Source organism: Cylindrospermopsis sp. CR12, assembly GCF_001432185.1.
Taxonomy (GTDB): domain Bacteria; phylum Cyanobacteriota; class Cyanobacteriia; order Cyanobacteriales; family Nostocaceae; genus Raphidiopsis; species Raphidiopsis raciborskii.
On the sequence record NZ_LMVE01000022.1, the window covers coordinates 1 to 17,884 of the forward strand.

Annotated in this window: 9 protein-coding genes, 1 tRNA gene and 2 pseudogenes; 2 read left to right on the top strand and 10 right to left on the bottom strand. The window is 41.7% G+C overall.

Translation table 11 applies throughout. From position 1 onward, the window contains the following. Positions 1–19 precede the first annotated feature (19 nt). Both ASL19_RS03085 and ASL19_RS03090 read left to right on the top strand, forming a co-directional pair. A pseudogene (locus tag ASL19_RS03085) lies at positions 20–886 on the top strand (4-hydroxyphenylpyruvate dioxygenase family protein); the annotation flags it as partial. A gap of 71 nt (positions 887–957) precedes the next feature. Beyond that, the gene (locus tag ASL19_RS03090; RefSeq protein ID WP_057177248.1) at positions 958–1,638 is read left to right on the top strand and encodes an HAD family hydrolase; all 681 of its coding nucleotides are present in this window, start codon (positions 958–960) and stop codon (positions 1,636–1,638) included. Here the strand turns inward: ASL19_RS03090 and ASL19_RS03095 are convergent. The 10 genes and pseudogenes from ASL19_RS03095 to ASL19_RS18115 form a co-directional block, all read right to left on the bottom strand. Beyond that, on the bottom strand, positions 1,625–1,960 hold the full coding sequence (locus tag ASL19_RS03095) for a hypothetical protein (protein ID WP_057177249.1): 336 nt from the start codon (positions 1,958–1,960) through the stop codon (positions 1,625–1,627). The genes ASL19_RS03090 and ASL19_RS03095 overlap by 14 nt on opposite strands. Positions 1,961–2,068: 108 nt before the next feature. Continuing rightward, positions 2,069–2,572, bottom strand: a complete 504-nt coding sequence (locus tag ASL19_RS03100) for a hypothetical protein (protein WP_040008777.1) — start codon at positions 2,570–2,572, stop codon at positions 2,069–2,071. A 99-nt stretch (positions 2,573–2,671) separates the two neighbouring features. Further along, on the bottom strand, positions 2,672–4,105 hold the full coding sequence (gltX, locus tag ASL19_RS03105; protein ID WP_057177250.1) for a glutamate--tRNA ligase: 1,434 nt from the start codon (positions 4,103–4,105) through the stop codon (positions 2,672–2,674). A gap of 74 nt (positions 4,106–4,179) precedes the next feature. Beyond that, positions 4,180–4,253 (bottom strand) — tRNA-Asp (locus ASL19_RS03110). A gap of 102 nt (positions 4,254–4,355) precedes the next feature. Beyond that, a complete protein-coding gene (locus ASL19_RS03115; RefSeq protein WP_057177251.1) occupies positions 4,356–6,425 on the bottom strand; it encodes a thioredoxin domain-containing protein in 2,070 nt (689 codons plus the stop codon). 62 nt (positions 6,426–6,487) lie between these two features. Beyond that, positions 6,488–7,927: an FAD-binding domain-containing protein gene (locus tag ASL19_RS03120; protein ID WP_057177259.1), complete on the bottom strand. Its 1,440-nt coding sequence runs from the start codon at positions 7,925–7,927 to the stop codon at positions 6,488–6,490. 213 nt (positions 7,928–8,140) lie between these two features. Then, the gene (locus ASL19_RS03125) at positions 8,141–9,304 is read right to left on the bottom strand and encodes an HhoA/HhoB/HtrA family serine endopeptidase (RefSeq protein ID WP_057177252.1); all 1,164 of its coding nucleotides are present in this window, start codon (positions 9,302–9,304) and stop codon (positions 8,141–8,143) included. A 45-nt stretch (positions 9,305–9,349) separates the two neighbouring features. Then, the gene (locus tag ASL19_RS18890; RefSeq protein ID WP_369814491.1) at positions 9,350–9,706 is read right to left on the bottom strand and encodes a DUF4114 domain-containing protein; all 357 of its coding nucleotides are present in this window, start codon (positions 9,704–9,706) and stop codon (positions 9,350–9,352) included. Between the two features lie 71 nt (positions 9,707–9,777). After that, positions 9,778–9,909 (bottom strand): hypothetical protein, encoded by a 132-nt coding sequence (locus ASL19_RS18895; protein ID WP_369814492.1) that lies wholly within the window; start codon positions 9,907–9,909, stop codon positions 9,778–9,780. A gap of 142 nt (positions 9,910–10,051) precedes the next feature. Beyond that, positions 10,052–17,440: pseudogene (locus ASL19_RS18115) on the bottom strand (Calx-beta domain-containing protein); the annotation flags it as partial. Positions 17,441–17,884 lie beyond the last annotated feature (444 nt).

Below are 17,884 nucleotides of genomic sequence, written 5' to 3' on the forward strand. Positions count from 1 at the left end.
CTTTGTCACCCGGTAAGGTTTTTTAATTTCTTCGCCATTATTGGAAACTAGTCCTGTAACAAATTTTTTATGTCATCATCCCCCTGGTGTAGCAGACGTAGCTTTTCTTGTAGAGGATATAGAAACAGTTATAGCAAGGGTGATTAGTCATGGTGGCATACTTTTAAAACCTATTCAAAAAACTCAATTTGGTAAATGTTGCCAAATAAAAGGTTGGGGAAATTTAACTCATTCATTAATTGAGTCAACCAGGAGATTAATTATCCACCAGGATAGTTTTCTCGATGTGGACCATGTAGTGTTAAATGTGGAATCTGGAGATTTGGCAACCGCAGCTACATGGTATGAAAATATTTTGGAATTTAAACCCCAACAAAGTTTTAATATCCACACAGGAATTTCAGGACTAAATAGTCAAGTCATGATCTCCGGTAATGGAAAAGTTAAATTACCTATAAATCAACCAACATCTAATAATTCTCAAATCCAGGAGTTTTTACATTTCAATCGTGGTTCCGGTGTGCAACACATCGCCCTAAGTACCACAAATATTGTCCAGGCGATCGCCCGCTTTCGTGCTGCTGGTGTCACCTTTCTTTCCATACCTCAAAGTTATTACTCACAACTAGATCAGCGGTTCCAATCTGTTTTGTCTCCCTCAGAATTTCAGGCGATCGCCCAGCAAGAGATTTTGATTGATTCTCAGGGATCTATAAATGGCTTATTGTTGCAGATCTTTACCCAGCCAATTTTTAACGAACCGACGTTTTTTCTGGAATTTATTGAACGTCGTTCCCATCCTTCTGGTTTTGGTGAAGGTAATTTTCGCGCCCTGTTTACCGCTATGGAGAATGAGCAGATTAAACGTGGTTTCGTTAGCAGTTAAAGGTTTTTAAAAACCTTTGGTTGTTGTTCCAATTTCTGGGATAATGATGGAAAAATTCATTTCAATAGCTAATGTTGAGACTAATCACTGATTTTGACGGACCAATTATGGATGTTTCTGAACGATACTATCAAGTGTACTTGTTGTGTTTAGAAAAAACTAGGTACCCATCCCAGGTCATTCATAAACTAACAAAAGAAGAATTTTGGCAATTCAAGCGATCGCATACTGCTGAAAAACAAATAGCCTTTAAATCTGGACTGGATGCAGAACAAGCACAGGAGTTTGCTAAAATTCGCAAAGAAACCGTACATACAGAGCCTTATTTTGACTATGATATAATGGTTCCTGGAGCTTTAGAAGCTTTAGTTAAGGTAAAGGAAGCAGGAATTGACTTAGTAGTGATGACCATGCGACGGGTAAGGGAATTAAACTATGCTTTTGACAAGTTTAATTTAGACAAATTTTTTCCAGAAGATCGCCGTTATTGTCTGAGTAACGACTATATAAAAACCCGTGACATTGAAGATAAGCCATTGTTAATGGCTAAAGCGATCAAAGAACTTCCTCCTGCTACTGAAATCTGGATGGTGGGGGATACAGAAGCAGACATTACAGCAGCTAAGAAACATGCTGTCAAGATGATTGGGGTAGAGAGTGGAATTCGAGATCGGACTCAATTAGAACTCTATCAACCAGATTTCATCTTGGAAGATTTAAAAGCTGCTGTTAATTTCATCAATCAGTCTTGACCGATTGAGTGCCATATCTAAAATTGACCTGCCAAACTATTGCTCCCAGGTTAGTCAGCAGACAAGTAGTTCCTAAACTCAGTAAAATATAGGTTGGGGGCATAATTACACCAATACTAAACCAAGTATACACATGCCACACCATGAAAAAACTAAACACAGCTGCAATTCCAGCGGATTGAAATACTTGCCATCTTGGTCTATTAACAAATGTCAGGAAAAGCGTCATTACAGTTGCTAGTATGTTAGCAGGAACTAGAAAAGCACAAATCCCCACACAATTTGACCGAGAAAATTCAGATAAGCTGTGGAATTCTAACATTGGTAACTTTAGGGTTTAGTTTGTATAATGTGGACTCTGCTGCAAACTAGCTTAACATAAAAGTAAGTAATCACATTGAGTATTTTACAAAACTTAATCAAAACTCAATTACTTAACTTCTGTAATCTTTAAAGTATAGGGAAAATATTTTCCTTGTTGATAGGATCCAACCCAAATTTTATAAGTACCCTGCAACCATTCACCACTAATCCCCGGATTCTTGCCATCTAAATCATCATTACACCAGGTTCCACCCACTCCACTAATCATAATGGTTGTATCTTCTGGACTTTCCACTTGGAGCTTTAAGTAATCAAACTTACTAGTTAATTTCAGAATATGGTCTGGTGTTTCATCCACAAATCCACTACAAGGACCAGTGGGACTATTATCCATACGATTCACCTCACTCGACGGAATTAAACCACCACTCATTCCTCTTACCAACAATGGATCTGGGGAGAATTGATGGCCAATCTGTACATCTCCAAACATAGTTGGCATTTGTTGACCATTGGCAAAATCATCATTTACAAATGTCACTCCCAGACCAACTGTGAGTATTAATAGTCTAATTGATCTAATTGGTATATTCAGACTTTTTTTTTCCATAGTATCTATTCTACTTTCATCTTTACTCACATTATTGTTATTCCCAAGACAAAAATTCCCCATTCTGGGTTCCCAACTCCCCCATTTCCCCCTCTTCTTTTATATTAGAGCTTGACTCAGTCTTGTTTTATCCAAACCAATCTTATTTAACAGTACCCAGGACGTAATTAAGTCCGGACCATGTACATCCCCTGTTAAAGCTGCTCTCAAGGAACGCATAACTAAACCCTTTTTTACTCCCTGTTCTTTGACTACTTGCTTGAGGATATTTTGCGCTGTGTCCCCTGTTATTGTATTAATATCTAAAGCCACCAAAATTGCTTTAAGTAGGGCTTTTACCCCTTCTTGCTCCAGTTGTTGTCTCCCTTCTTCCGTCAACTCTACCCCATTGGTAAAAAAGATCTTGGTCATAGGTAGAGCATCCACCAAGCGGGTTAGACTGGGTGCTATTAAACTCACTAACTGCTCTAACCAGGGACGATCCCTACCATCGGTCAAGCTATACCCTGCATCTTGCCAAAAGGGTATTAATAAATCCGTTAGTTTTTCTATTGGCATATTATGAATGTACTGACTATTAATCCAGTCCAGTTTATCCCAGTCAAATTTTGCTCCTGCTTTGTTTACCCTGTCAAAGGTAAATTCCTTTGCTGCTTCTTCTAAGGTAAATATTTCCTGGGTTGAATCCGGTGCTGACCATCCCAATAAAGTCATATAATTGACCAGTGCTGGTGCAGTAAAACCCATCTTCTGGAAGTCTGAAATGGAGGTTACCCCATCTCGTTTTGACAGTTTTCTCCCCTCTTGGTTTAAAATTAGGGGTGTGTGGGCAAATTCGGGAATGTTTGCTCCCAGTGCTTCATACAACAAAATTTGTTTAGCTGTATTAGCAATATGGTCTTCTCCACGAATGACATGGGTGATTTCCATATCAATGTCATCTACTACAACCACAAAGTTATATAGGGGTTGACCAATTCCATCATCACTAGCACGAGCAATGACCATATCACCACCTAGGTCACTACCACGCCAACTCACTTCTCCCCTCACTAGATCATTCCAGAGGATTTGTCGCTGGTCGTCTATTTTAAACCTAATTACGTATGAACGTCCTTGTTTGACAAATTCTGCTTCCTGTTCTTGGCTCAATTCTCGATGACGGTTATCATATCTGGGCGCTTCATTTCTCGCTTTTTGCAGTTCCCTGAGAGCTTCTAATTCTTCCGTTGTGGTATAACAACGATAGGCTAAACCTTGGTCTAATAGTTTTTTCACTGCTAACTGGTATAGCTCTAACCTTTGAGACTGGAAAAAGGGTCCTTCATCCCAAGTTAATCCTAACCAGCTTAGTCCTTGTAAAATATTATCAGTGTATTCGGAACGAGATCTCTCTAGGTCTGTATCCTCAATGCGTACAATGAACTTTCCACCTTGATGATGGGCAAATAAATAGTTAAACACAGCCGTTCTGGCTGTACCAATATGCAAATTCCCAGTAGGACTGGGCGCTATACGAACTCTCACAGACACGCTTAATTCTCTCTTTCTAATTAATATACAACTCTAACCTAGATTGCTCTAGGATTCATCTCACATTTTATAAACGGGACTGACGGGGCTCGAACCCGCAACTTCCGCCGTGACAGGGCGGTGCTCTAACCAATTGAACTACAGTCCCAGAAGGTTTTTTGTTTTTACCCACTCCAAATATTATTACTAAATATTTTTTCCTTGTCAAGTGGTTAGGAGCAAAATTTTCTGAAAAACTTTTTGCCCCCTCTCAACTCAATCTATTGTGACTCCTTTGTACTTGAGCTAATAGTTCATTAAAATTTGCTGGTGCTGGTAAACATTTCAAACCTTGACACACTAGTCCTATAGTGTTACTTGGCAATTTTGATATGACATCAAAAATCGTTGTTGGTAAATATTTGCCGGCTAGTATTTTTATATTATCAATACTACTGCGAACTAAAGTGGAATTTCTATACCAATCAATAGCTATCAATAAACTGGGACAAGATTGGGGAGACTTTTCTATTATGGTGCTGAATGCTTTTAAAGCTGACTCAGCTAAATCCAAATAGTATAAGTTGTCTGTAAGTAAAGATAATTTAATCAAATTGGCGATCGCCACTCCATTAGCTGAAGGTGTGGCATTATCAACAAAGTTTCGCTCCCGAATAATTAAATCTTGACTATTGTCACTGGATGTGTTGAAATAACCTCCCAATTCCACACTCAGGAGAAATTCGTTAAATTCATCTTGAAGAGCGATCGCCTGTTCTAACCAGTTAGAACTGCCAGAGTCAGCTTGGTGTAGATCTAGTAGAGCCTTAATAAATAGAGCGTAGTCTTCAGACTGAGCTAAAACAGTAGGTTCACCATCATAGTTAAGCCTATGAAAACGTCCATCTACAAACTGATGATCTAAAATAAAGCGAGTAGCCTGCACAGCCAATTGTAAATAACTAGGTTGTTGAAAAACCTCACTAGCTCTAGCCAAACCGGAGATCATTAAACTATTCCACGCCACAATCATCTTAGTATCCGTAACAGGTGGAATACGACCATGCCAAGGATTAGTTTTTGCCTCATGATTATTTCGTGCTGGGGGGAAAATTGTCAAAGTTTCAGCAGTCTGACCATAACGGCAAAGAAATAATCTCCCCAAGATCAATTCCAGACTTGAACTTAGTTCTCCTGCAGATAACCGCTGTAAAACATTCTTACCCTCAAAGTTACCTTCTAAACTTAGAGAGAAATGCTCCTTTACTTCCAGCAACTCTTGGTCACTTAACAGCTCTTGTAATTCCCGATAACTCCACACATAGAAAGCACCTTCTTCCGGTTCCATATCAGTGGAACAGTTAAAACTATCCGCATCCTGAGCAGCATAAAAATAACCTGTAGGGGATATCATTTCCCGTTCTAACCAACTTACTGTGCCAGCCACTGCACGTTTAAAAGCTGGTTCTTCCACCCCTGCACTCCACAAATTAGCCAAATATTCAACAATTTGACCATTGTCATAAAGCATCTTTTCAAAATGGGGCACAGTCCAGGTAGCATCAACCGTATAGCGATGGAAACCACCACCCACATGGTCATAAATTCCCCCCAGGGACAGATCCAGACCTCGTTGGGTAGCCATTTGCAGTCCATCATTTGCAGATGGGTAGTTAAAGCGAGTACCTTGTAAAACCAACTGACAATAGGGAATCATAGGAAAACTATTACCCATTTGCTTGGGAGTAATCACCCCTATAGCAGTTTCCCAACCTTGTTTTAAAAACCTGTGGAATTGACTATGGGCAAATTGATCCAGATCATGGTTTTGCAACACAGTAGAACTGAGTAAAGCTTCTAAAATAGATGCTTTGCGCTGACGAAAGTCCTCTTTTTGATGATCATAATAATGACGGATAGCTTGTAGTACTTCCAGGAAACCCGGACGACCATAGCGGGGAGCAACAGGAAAATAGGTCCCAGCATAAAAGGGGACTAAATCATCAGGAGAGAGAAAAGCATTCAGTGGCCAACCACCCTGTCCAGTCATCATCTGTAGACTCTGCATATAGATACTATCAATATCAGGTCTTTCTTCCCTATCTACCTTAATGGGAATAAAATTGGCATTCATATATTCAGCAATTGCCAAATCAGAAAATGCTTCTCCCTCCATAACTGTGCACCAATGACAACTGGAATAGCCAATGGAAAGGAAAATTGGTTTATCTTCAGTTTGAGCCATTAACAATGCTTCATTACACCAAGTCCACCAATCAATAGGGTTATCAGCGTGTTTCCTCAAATAAAGACTTCTAGTTTTAGCTAAACGGTTGGTCATAAGAAAGTTTATAATTAAAGATGATATAGTATGGCTTGTTCTGGGTGGGTTATGGTATGAATCTAACCAAAAGCCACTTTTTGCTGTTGATACAATTGTTTAAATAGAGCTTGCTGTTTTTTATGGTCTACAATAGATGCAGGATAACCAACACTTTGGCGTTCCAAGGGTGTTATATTACCACCAATTAAATATTCCGTCTCCACAGATGCCAATTCCCCTACCCAGTGTCTAATATATTCCCCATCGCTATCAAATTTTTGTGCTTGGCTAGACGGGTTAAAAATTCTTAATGGTTTAGGATCCATTCCGCTAGATGCGCTCCATTGCCATCCTCCATTATTAGCAGATAAATCACCATCAATGAGTTTCTGCATAAAATACTTCTCCCCCCACTGAGGATTAATAATTAAATCCTTAGTTAAAAAACTGGCTACTATCATTCTACACCTATTGTGCATCCAACCAATCTCATTTAATTGTCGCATAGCAGCATCCACAATCGGATAACCAGTTTTTCCTTCACACCAAGCCTGAAAATGCTCTTGGTTATCAGACCAGGGAAAGTTTTTAAAAACATCTCTATAGGCGCCTTCAGCTAATTCAGGAAAGTGGTACATGGCATGCTGATAAAATTCCCGCCAGGCTAATTCTTTTTGCCAAGTGATAATACCATTACTAAACTCTTGACTGTTGCTTATGGCTAATAACTCCTGAGTTTTTTGCCAGATAGTCCTAATTCCAATTACCCCAAATTTCAGGGCGGGACTTAACAAAGATGTGCCATCAATAGCCGGATAGTTTCTCTTTTCTTCATATTCATCAATAGCACAATCCAGAAAATCTGTTAGTCTTTCCCAAGCTGCTACTTCCCCCGGTTCAAGTATTAGTTCCCCACTCCAGATAAAACCTAAATCTCTGGCAGTGGGCAATTTAATTACCCCTGATTTTTCAGCTATTTCCTCTTCTCTAGCTGTTAAGTTCTCACAGTTGGCTAAGATTTCTATTGGTTCCACTTTTGGTTGACTATGCCACTTTTTCCAAAAAGGGGTATAAACTGTATAGGGTGTCCCCGCACCACTGAGAATTGTGTCCGGTGAATGCAGTAATTGATCCCAATTTTTCTCTAAGGTTTCAATACCTCTGGTTTTTAGTGCCAGAGTTACATCCCGATCTCGTATTTGTGCATAGGGTTCCACATCCCAATTCCAAAAAACTGCCTTCGCTTCCAGGGCTTCAGCTAAATTGGGAATGGCTCTCACCGGATTATCATGCAAAATTAGTAACTGGCTGCCAGCTTGTAAATATAGACTCTCTAATGATTTCAAACAGCCAATCATGTAGGTTATTCTAGCAGGTGCTATATCATCCTGTCCTAATATGTTAGGGTCTAAGCAGAAAACACCTACTACTTTTTTGGTTTTTTCCCTGGCAACTCCTAGTCCCGTATTGTCAGAAGTACGTAAGTCTCGGCGATGCCAAAATAAAATTAAATCTGACATGGTCAAATAACCCATGTGAAAGGACTTGCAAGCTTTTTCTTTGTGGAAGAACTTGGGTGTGGCCTACTTATCTTTGGAGAGGTGCACAACTCTAACTGTAACATATATTTTTGACAAAGTTGAGTAACTCGGCAAAATATTTCTGGGAAACCCAGCACTAAATTCATCCCCCGATTTCACGGGAGATGAATGATGAATTGTGGAGATCTCACCCTAGGAAATATTTTGCAATTCGGCGGTGGTCACCGAAAGATTTTGGGTTTTATTACCTCTTTGGACTTTCACTCGCAAAATCTGACCTAGACGACTATCCTCAACCACCTGTTGTAGTTGTTCAGCATTACTTATGGGTTGGTCATCAATCGCCACAATCACATCCCCACGTCGAACTCCACCCTCAGCAGCAGGGGAGTTAGGTACAACTCTCATTACTAATACCCCATTTACTTCTGGTAGTTCAAAGGTAGAGTTGGGATCGGTGTTATTTTGTTTGGCTAATTGGGGTGTTAAGGTAATCATCTGCACTCCTAAATAAGGATGGGCAACCTTACCATTCTTTTGTAATTCGGCCGCAATTACTTTGGCTTTATCAATAGGTATGGCAAAACCTATACCCATAGCATCAGCACGAATAGCTGTATTAATACCAATTACTTCCCCTTCCGCATTTAATAATGGACCACCAGAGTTACCAGGATTAATCGCTGCGTCGGTTTGAATGAAGTCTAGTCTTTTATCACTGATTCCTACCTGGGCACTGGAACGTTTTAAGGTACTAACAATTCCTAATGTGACTGTATTATCAAATCCTAAAGGATTTCCCACTGCGATCGCCCAATCTCCTACTTGTACATTATTAGAAGAACCTAATGCAGCTACTGGTAAGTCCTTACCTGCATTGACTTTAACTACTGCTAAGTCTGTTACTTCATCAATGCCTTGGACTTTGCCTTCAAAAGTTCTACCATCTTTTAATCTCACCGTCACTTTATCCGCTTGATCCACCACGTGGGCATTGGTCAATACTAAGCCGCTCTTATCAATAATGAAACCAGAACCTAAACCTCTTAACTGCTCTGTTGGTGACATGGGTGGGAAGGTATCACCAAAAAAGCGTCGGAAGAATGGATCTTCCATAATGGGGTCAACGGGACGAGAAATGGTTTTTTCGGTGTCAATTCTCACTACAGCAGGCCCGACGCGATTAACTGCGGCAGTCACAAAACTGCTTTTACCAATTGCATCAGTTACAGCAGGTACCGATTGTGCTTGGGAGGGTGAAACTAACAGACTGGAAACCATTAACATCAAGCCCATGAACATTGCTACCACACGAGAGGTAATTGGGGAATGACGAACTTTAGGAAATCGCATCATCAAAACCTAATCTACAATTTTTATCTTGTTCTACTTACCAATACCTTAACCAAAAGAGAAAAGCATGTCATTAAAGTCGTAATCACTGACTCCCACACCTGCTGGTAGGTCTTCAAATCCGAAGACATTGTTACCAAAATTCTTGATGTGAGCAGCACCATCTGGGTTAGCAACACCAAAACTAAAGTAAGCAACGGGGAAAGTGGTATAATTTTGGGCAGTGGCTGCACTGTTATTGGGATTAACCTGGAAAAACTCGTTAATAGCCTGCTGTATACTGCCAGAGTAATTACCACCATTAGCAATCACAAATGGTGCATAAGTTTTGCCGCCATTTACAATCACATCACCATTGACAGTATTTCCCGAACCTCCAGCCCGCACAGCAAAATTAGTTACCACCTTACTTAAAGCAGCTTCTGCATAGCCAAGCTGACCTGGTAAGATATTATTGACTCTTCCTGTGCTGTCATCTATTTCATAAAGCCCAAATATGTTGTTGAAAGCTGCGCTTGTCTGGCTGACATTATTCTGTAATACTTCCTTGATTTGAGCAGGATTATAGTTGACTGGAACACGGAAGGAAATTTGATCAACAATGCCACTTTGGGTTCCTGCTTCTGTAGGAATTAGTGGGCTACTAGAGTTAATAGTGATAAATGGATTAGATACAACTGAATTAGGTTTAATAGTTTTTTCTTTTACCATCACATTAACACTTCCTGTTGCATTCAAACCTTTTGCATCAGAAATGGTGTAAGTGAAAATGTCATTCCCTGCATAAGATTGATAGGCATCTAAAAGAGTGTAGACCAGTTGATTATCCCTAATATCTACCCTACCATATTGACCATCTGTCTTACTAATAATTTTCAGTTGGTCATTGAGATCAGGATCCCTATCATTCTGTAGAGGGTCAATCATCTGAGTAGTGACCTCAGTAAGAGTTAACCGGTCATCTTCAGCAATGGGAGATTCATTAACATCTGTGACCCTGATAGATATATTTTGGCTGACTTGATTGTTTTTGGTATCGTTTGCTATTACCTGCAACTGGTAGAGATGATTTTTATCCTGATCTAGACGTATTTCAAAATTTGGTGCTGTGTTAAATGTTAACTCGCCAGTAGAAGGATTAATGGCAAATAAACTATAGTCAACACCCCCTAGAGCAAAGGTGATAGCATCCTGTTCCGGGTCTTTGGTACTAATTATACCAACTAGTCTTGTGTTTTCATCGATGGAGAAGATGTCAGGACCGGTAAAGCTCGGTGGTTGATTGAGAGAACCAAGAGGTAAAGCATATTGTAGCCCAGAAAAATGATACAAATCATTTTTCTCTCTAGGCAGAATATTGGTATCAAAGTTGCGAGCATAGATTTCACCATAGTTGCCTACGGCCTTGATCATTTTCACCACAAAATCACTGGATAAACCCAGAGAAGCTCCCGGATTACCTTGTAGTCCTAGGAAAGCCTGAATTTCCTTAATGGAATTATTGTTGGGGTCATTATCCCTGTTTTTAGCAATGATATCATCAATGTTTGTGGAAGTAATTCCATACTCTTCCGCTTGCACTAAAGAATTCATTACCCAGCGTACTACATCAGCCCAATCGGACTGATTTTCGTCAAGAATTAGGGTTAGGGGTTCTTTAGAGAAGGTTTCCGGTAGAATCTCATGGGCTTGGGGATCAGACAGGGTAGGAATAATTCCCGCCAATAGAGTCTTGTCATTATAAACAGCATCTATTTCCCCTTTCTCATAGGCAGCATACATTTTATTCTTATCATCAAAGGGAGTAATAATGATAGTGCTGCCAAATTTTTTCGTGAGATCTGAGAGATTTTCAATGGCAGTCACTGTAGTCAAAGCACCAATTGTGCTGCCATTGAGGGTAGCTATACCAGTAATACCACTGTCCTTGCGGGTAAGAATTCCCTGTCCTGTATGAATATACACAGGGCTGTAATCCACTCCTAATCCGGCATCGCGCATCAAATTGCCAGTATAACCGGCAGCAGAAACATCAACCAAGCCATTGGCAGTATTAGCAAAACTATTTGCAAATGCCTGCTGAGTGTATTCTACTTTACTGGGATCTCCAAAAACTGCAGCAGCTATGGCTTTACTTAAATCAACATCAAAGCCCTTGTATTGACCCTGAGAATCAATTTCAGCAAATCCCGGAAAACCACTGCCAGTAATTTGAGGTAACCCATACTTAATGAAGCCCCGGTTTTGAATTTCTGCTAAAAGATTGCGCTGATCATTATTGACTAACTCCTGGTCAAAACTCCTTCCAGAGAAGGGAAGCGATTCTAGAAGACCACCTGTTAATGACAATAGGTTTAAGTCACGGGTTAAACTAGGAAAACTACGTTGATAAATTTCCCCATAATTCCCCACCTGCTTAATCACCTGAACCACAAAATCTTGGGGTAGTTCTAATGCACTACCTAAGCTACCCTCTAACCCTAAGAAACGACGAATTGCTGGATCCGAGTCATTTTTACTATTGTCATCAGTATTATCAGCTAATAGTTGGTCTATGTTTTGGGAATTAATGCCATATTCTTCTGCTTGAATTGTAGTATAAACTACCCATCTAACCACATCCCCCCACTCAGATTCATTTTCTGGGATGACCAGGCCTATTGGTTCCTTGGAGAATTGAATGTCTAGAAATCTGTGTTCCTGTTTGTTCTCCAAGATTTCCCTCTCCAAAGCATCATAAATAATCCCTTTATCACTGGCTATGGCATCCACTTCTCCTAGGTTATAGGCAGCATATAGGTCATTTTGGGTATCAAAAACTTCAGCTGTAAACTGAACCCCTATGGAGTCTAACAAATTGTCTAAATTAGTCAGGGCGGTTGTATTCTTAACCACACCGATTTTCTTGCCATTGAGATCTTTAGCGCCTTGAATGCCACTCTTATTTCTCACCAAGACGGACAGAAAATCGTAGTAATAAACTGGACCAAAATCAACGTTTAGTTCGCCATCCCGAACTAAATTTTGAGTGATATGACGGGTGCTGAGGTCTACCTGCTTATTAGCCACCTGTGAAAAGGATTCGCTAAAGGTTCCTGGCACCTGGTCGACCCGATTGGCATCACCAAAGATAGCAGCCGCTATAGCACGGACAAACTGATAATCAAAGACACCAGAAATGCTATCAGACCTACCTCCGGAAAATCTGATGTAACCTCTTTGTTGAATTTCTGCCAGTAAATTATCAGGATTAGCACTGGTAGTGACTGTTGGTTCCCCGCTATTAACAGGTATAGTAGCAAATTTCGTCAGTGTTGTCTGTTCTGTTAAATTAGCAGATACGATTAATTGTGTTTCAATGGCTTTAGCTTCTGTACTGACTGTAACTGTAGGAGTTTCAACCAGTTGAATAATGTCACTGAGATTAGGGAAGTAGGAGTAAGTTCGTCCATCATTTTGAATCAGGGCTAGATTTTGCCCTTGAAAGTCTAAAACACCACTAATAAAGCGGAAACCATCTAAGTTGTTAACGGCAAAACCACTCTTAGAAACCTGGATTTTATCGCCCTGTTCTGGGTTAAAGTCCAGGATGGTGTCAAAACCCTCGGATTTGGAGCTAAAGTAGAAGACATCGGCACCTTCACCACCGTTGAGAATGTCATCTCCCGTGCCACCTATAAGGATATCATTGCCCACCTGACCTGTGAGCCAATCATTGTCCTCATTACCCAAAAGGATGTCATTGCCATCACCACCGTCAATTTGGTCGTTACCTCCATTCCCTTCTATGGTGTCATTTCCCATTCCACCGTTGAGAATATCTGCTCCCTCCCCACCTTGAAGGTAATCATTACCACTACCACCATCAATCTGGTCATTACCTGCATTCCCTTCCAAATTGTCATTGCCATGACCACCTGTAATCCAGTCATCACCTTCTCCACCTAACAGAATGTCATCGCCGTAACCACCATTGACAATGTCATCTCCCCCCTTGGCATCGAAAAAGTCATTCCCATAACTTCCCCCTAATTTGTCGTTGCCATCAGCAGCAATAAAACTATCATCCCCTATAGTTCCCTCAAGGGTTATACCCTTTATTACCTGGTCTACAATCGCCGTTTCGTTATCTTGAATTCTAATTAGGGCTACGGGGGAAGTAGGATCAATCAAATAACCTTCTCCTACGGATTTCAGGTTAATAGTAATGGTCTCTACAGGTTCGGCAATTTGATCATCAATTGTGGAGATAGAAATTTTGGCACTGGTTTCTCCGGGAGCAATGTAAAGTTCCCCCATGGTTTTGGAATCTATTTGATAATCTGCACCTAGAGTAGCAGTTCCGGATAGGGAATAAAGGATTTTTAACCCTTGGTTGGGAGCTTGTTGGCTCAGTTGGATTTCAAACTCACTTTGACCATTGGTTTCATCAATCCTTCTTGCTAACGCTTTAATTTGTATTGTACGGTTACCAAAAGCATTTAAATCAGAATCAACAAAGGTGAAGTTTTGGTTGAGAAATTCTTGAGCAGCTATCAGAGACTGTTGAGGAGATTTTTGACCCTTAATTAGTTGTTGGATTAGTTCAATACTAGATCCCTGAACAACGCGTTTTACTGATGCTAAAGCTGGCAAGGCTTCAGTAGTAGATTTAGAACCGCCAACTTTTGATACCTCGAGTAATAATTGGTTGCCAGCCGCAACAATTTGGGCAATAGCATCCAGTTTTTCAGCTGTGGTTTTCAGGTTTTGTGCTTGCAACAAGAAGTCCAGAAATGCTCTAATTTCCGCCTCACTAGTGAAGTCGAATGGTGTGGTTGTTTTGAGAGAACGGTGTTTCAGAAATTGTGCAAAACCATAGATGGTGTTAAGTAAATTTTTGCTTTTTGTGACAATCTGAAACCCGTCCAGCAAAGATAGTGCCTGTACTTGAATATGAATTAGATAAGTATCTAAACCTACCTGTTTTTGCTGTCCCACCGCTTCTAGGGGATCAAAGTTTTCTAAGACTAGGGTCGAATCTAAACCTAATTGTTGTGTAAGTAGGTTATTGGCCTCCTCTACAGTTAGTCCATCTTGTACCAGTTTAGCCTGTACACTAGTCAGTGGCGTTAATATTGTGGAGTTAGGTAGAGCTGTTAATGCACCAAAAAGTAGACCACTGGAAGTGTCAAAACCGTCTCTAGCTATCAGTTGTCCTTCTGTGATATCAATTATGCGGTTTTGATTAGTATCAATGGAGTCAGGTAATTCTAAAACAAATGCTCCATATTCATCAGAAATGGTTTTGACCTCTCCTTCATCCCACTGATAGTTAAAGTTGGTATCAAAGAAAATAGTGGCACCAGCAATATAGCTTTGGGAGATTACCCCAGTAGAGCTAAAACCTGAATTGGTGATTGTTCCCGTGACTCCACTGGAGGTTCCAATAGTGTAACCAGTACCAGATGCTAGGGTTAAGATGACTGTTTCATCATTTTCTACAGTAGTGTCACTAGTTGGGTCAACTGTGACGGTAGCGGTGGATGACCCATAAATCAAGTTGACGCTTGTACCAATATTAGTATAATCACTACCGTTAGTTGCTGTTCCCTCAATTGTGTAATTAACTGTTAGAGAATTACTAATAAATCCAGTGCGGGTGAAGGTATAGATGAGGTTAGATGTGCCATCTTCCGTAACACTGGTAGGAGAAACCGCAAGGGTAACAATAGTGTCATCGTCAAGAATGGTGCCTCTTACCGCGGTGGTGGTGCCAATGTTGTATCCAGTTCCAGAAGCTAAGGTCAGAGATACGGTTTCATGGTCTTCTGGTGTGGTGTCAGCAGTGGGATCAACTGTGACTGTAGCAGTGGATGACCCAGCTGCAAAGGTGACGCTTTCACCAATAGTGCCGTAGTCAATACCATTAGTTGCCGGAACTGTTGGGAATTTGTATCCGTCTTTTACTATTATAGTATCTTTAGAAATGGTGTAGTTGACCAAGAGTGTGTTAGTTGTAGAACCATTGCGGGTGAAGGTATAGATGAGGTTAGATGTGCCATCTTCCGTAACACTGGTAGGAGAAACCGTAAGGGTAACAATCGTGTCATCGTCAAGAATGGTGCCTATTACCGCAGTGGTGGTGCCTCTGGTGCCTCCAGTTCCAGAATCTAAAGTTGCTAAGGTCAGAGATACGGTTTCATCTTTTTCTGGTGTGGTGTCAGCAGTGGGGTTAACTATGACTGTAGCAGTGGATGACCCAGCAGCGAAAGTGACGCTTGGTTCAATGCCACTGTAATTGTAATCATAACCATTGATTGCCGTCCCCCCAATGGTGTAGTTTACTGTTCGGGCATTAGTGGTGGGACCAGTACGAGTAAAGGTGTAGATCAGATTGGTAGTGCCGTCTTCCGTAACACTGGCAGGAGAAACCGCAAGGGTAACAATCGTGTCATCGTCAAGAATAGTGCGTGTTGCAGTGGTAACGTGGTAGTCTGTGGTAGTGCCAATGTTGTATCCAGTTCCAGAAGCTAAGGTCAGAGATACGGTTTCATGGTCTTCTGGTGTGGTGTCAGCAGTGGGGTTAACTATGACTGTAGCAGTGGATGACCCAGCTGCAAAGGTGACGCTTTCACCAATAGTGCCGTAGTCAATACCATTAGTTGCTGTACCACCAATGGTGTAGTTGACCGTGAGGGTGTTAGTGGTGGGACCAGTACGAGTAAAGGTGTAGAATAGGTTAGATGTGCCGTCTTCTACAACTCTAGTATCTCTAGAAAAGAAAAAGCCATCATCAGTGGGGAGGTAGATGAGGTTAATGGTTGGGAGGTCATCATTGGTAATTGTTCCTGTGACTGCGCCTGATGTGCCGATGTTGTATCCAGTTCCAGAAGCTAAGGTCAGAGATACGGTTTCATGGTCTTCTGGTGTGGTGTCAGCAGTGGGGTTAACTATGACTGTAGCAGTGGATGACCCAGCAGCGAAAGTGACGCTTGATCCAATGCCACTGTAATCATTACCATTGATTGCCGTCCCCCCAATGGTGTAGTTTACTGTTCGGGCATTACTAGTGAATCCATTGCGGGTAAAGGTGTAGATCAGATTGGTAGTACCGTCTTCCGTAACACTGGCAGGAGAAACCGCAAGGGTAACAATCGTGTCTTTGTCAAGAATGATGCCTGTTACCGCAGTGGTAGTGCCAATGTTGTATCCAGTTCCAGAAGCTAAGGTCAGAGATACGGTAGTTTCATGGTCTTCTGGTGTGGTGTCGGCAGTGGGGTTAACTATGACTGTAGCGGTGGATGAACCAGCAACGAAAGTGACGCTTGTACCAATAGTGTCGTAGTCACTACCATTAGTTGCCGTACCGCCAATGGTGTAGTTGACCAGGAGGGTGTCAGTGGTGGAACCAGTGCGGCTGAAGGTGTAGATGAGGTTAGATGTGCCGTCTTTTATAACACTAGTGGGAGAAACAGCTAGGTAGATGAAAGAGGTACTTGAAGGAACCAGGCGATCGTCGTTAAATGGGTCAGCAAAGGATACCACCCCACTAGTCAATTGACTGCTCACACTACTGCTGTCCCCTCCATAACCACCCCAGGTAACAACAGAGCCATCACTTTTTAGCGCCGCAAATGCGCTCGATGTGGAAAAAATCTGGGTGACGCCGGATGTCAGTCTGCTGCTCACACTACTGCTGTTCCAGGTAACAACAGAGCCATCACTTTTTAGCGCCGCAAATGCGCTCGATGTGGAAAAAATCTGGGTGACGCCGGATGTCAGTCTGCTGCTCACACTACTGCTGTTCCCTCCATAGCTGGAGTCACCCCAGGTAACAACAGAGCCATCGCTTTTTAGCGCCGCAAATGCACGTTCATTGGAGAAAATTTGGGTGACGCCGGATGTCAGTTTGCTGCTCACACTACTGCTGTTCCCTCCATATCTGGAGTCACCCCAGGTAACAACAGAGCCATCGCTTTTTAGCGCCGCAAATGCGCTCGATGTGGAAAAAATCTGGGTGACGCCGGATCTCACCCTTACAATACTGCTGTCCCCTCCATAGCTGGAGTCACCCCAGGTAACAACAGAGCCATCGCTTTTTAGCGCCGCAAATGCACGTTCATTGGAAAAAATCTGGGTGACGCCGGATGTCCACATTAGTCTGCTGCTCACAATACTGCTGTTCCCTCCATATCTGGAGTCACCCCAGGTAACAACAGAGCCATCGCTTTTTAGCGCCGCAAATGCGCTCGATGTGGAAAAAATCTGGGTGACGTCGGATGTCAGTCTGCTACTCACACTACTGCTGTTCCCTCCATAGCTGGAGTCACCCCAGGTAACAACAGAGCCATCGCTTTTTAGCGCCGCAAATGCACGTTCATTGGAGAAAATTTGGGTGACGCCGGATGTCAGTCTGCTGCTCACACTACTGCTATCCCCTCCATATTCACGGAGACCCCAAGTAACAACAGAGCCATCGCTTTTTAGCGCCGCAAATGCATATTTAGTGGAGAAAATCTGGGTGACGCCGGATGTCAGAGTGCCCCTTACACTACTGCTGTTCCCTCCCCAATCAGAGAAACCCCAGGTAACAACAGAGCC

What these genes read in the sequence shown, in the direction of transcription:
- ASL19_RS03090 (WP_057177248.1), top strand. Translation starts at nt 958, where the DNA reads ATGTTGAGACTAATCACTGATTTTGACGGACCAATTATGGATGTTTCT.
- ASL19_RS03095 (WP_057177249.1), bottom strand. Translation starts at nt 1,960, where the DNA reads ATGTTAGAATTCCACAGCTTATCTGAATTTTCTCGGTCAAATTGTGTG.
- ASL19_RS03100 (WP_040008777.1), bottom strand. Translation starts at nt 2,572, where the DNA reads ATGGAAAAAAAAAGTCTGAATATACCAATTAGATCAATTAGACTATTA.
- ASL19_RS03115 (WP_057177251.1), bottom strand. Translation starts at nt 6,425, where the DNA reads ATGACCAACCGTTTAGCTAAAACTAGAAGTCTTTATTTGAGGAAACAC.
- ASL19_RS03120 (WP_057177259.1), bottom strand. Translation starts at nt 7,927, where the DNA reads ATGTCAGATTTAATTTTATTTTGGCATCGCCGAGACTTACGTACTTCT.
- ASL19_RS03125 (WP_057177252.1), bottom strand. Translation starts at nt 9,304, where the DNA reads ATGATGCGATTTCCTAAAGTTCGTCATTCCCCAATTACCTCTCGTGTG.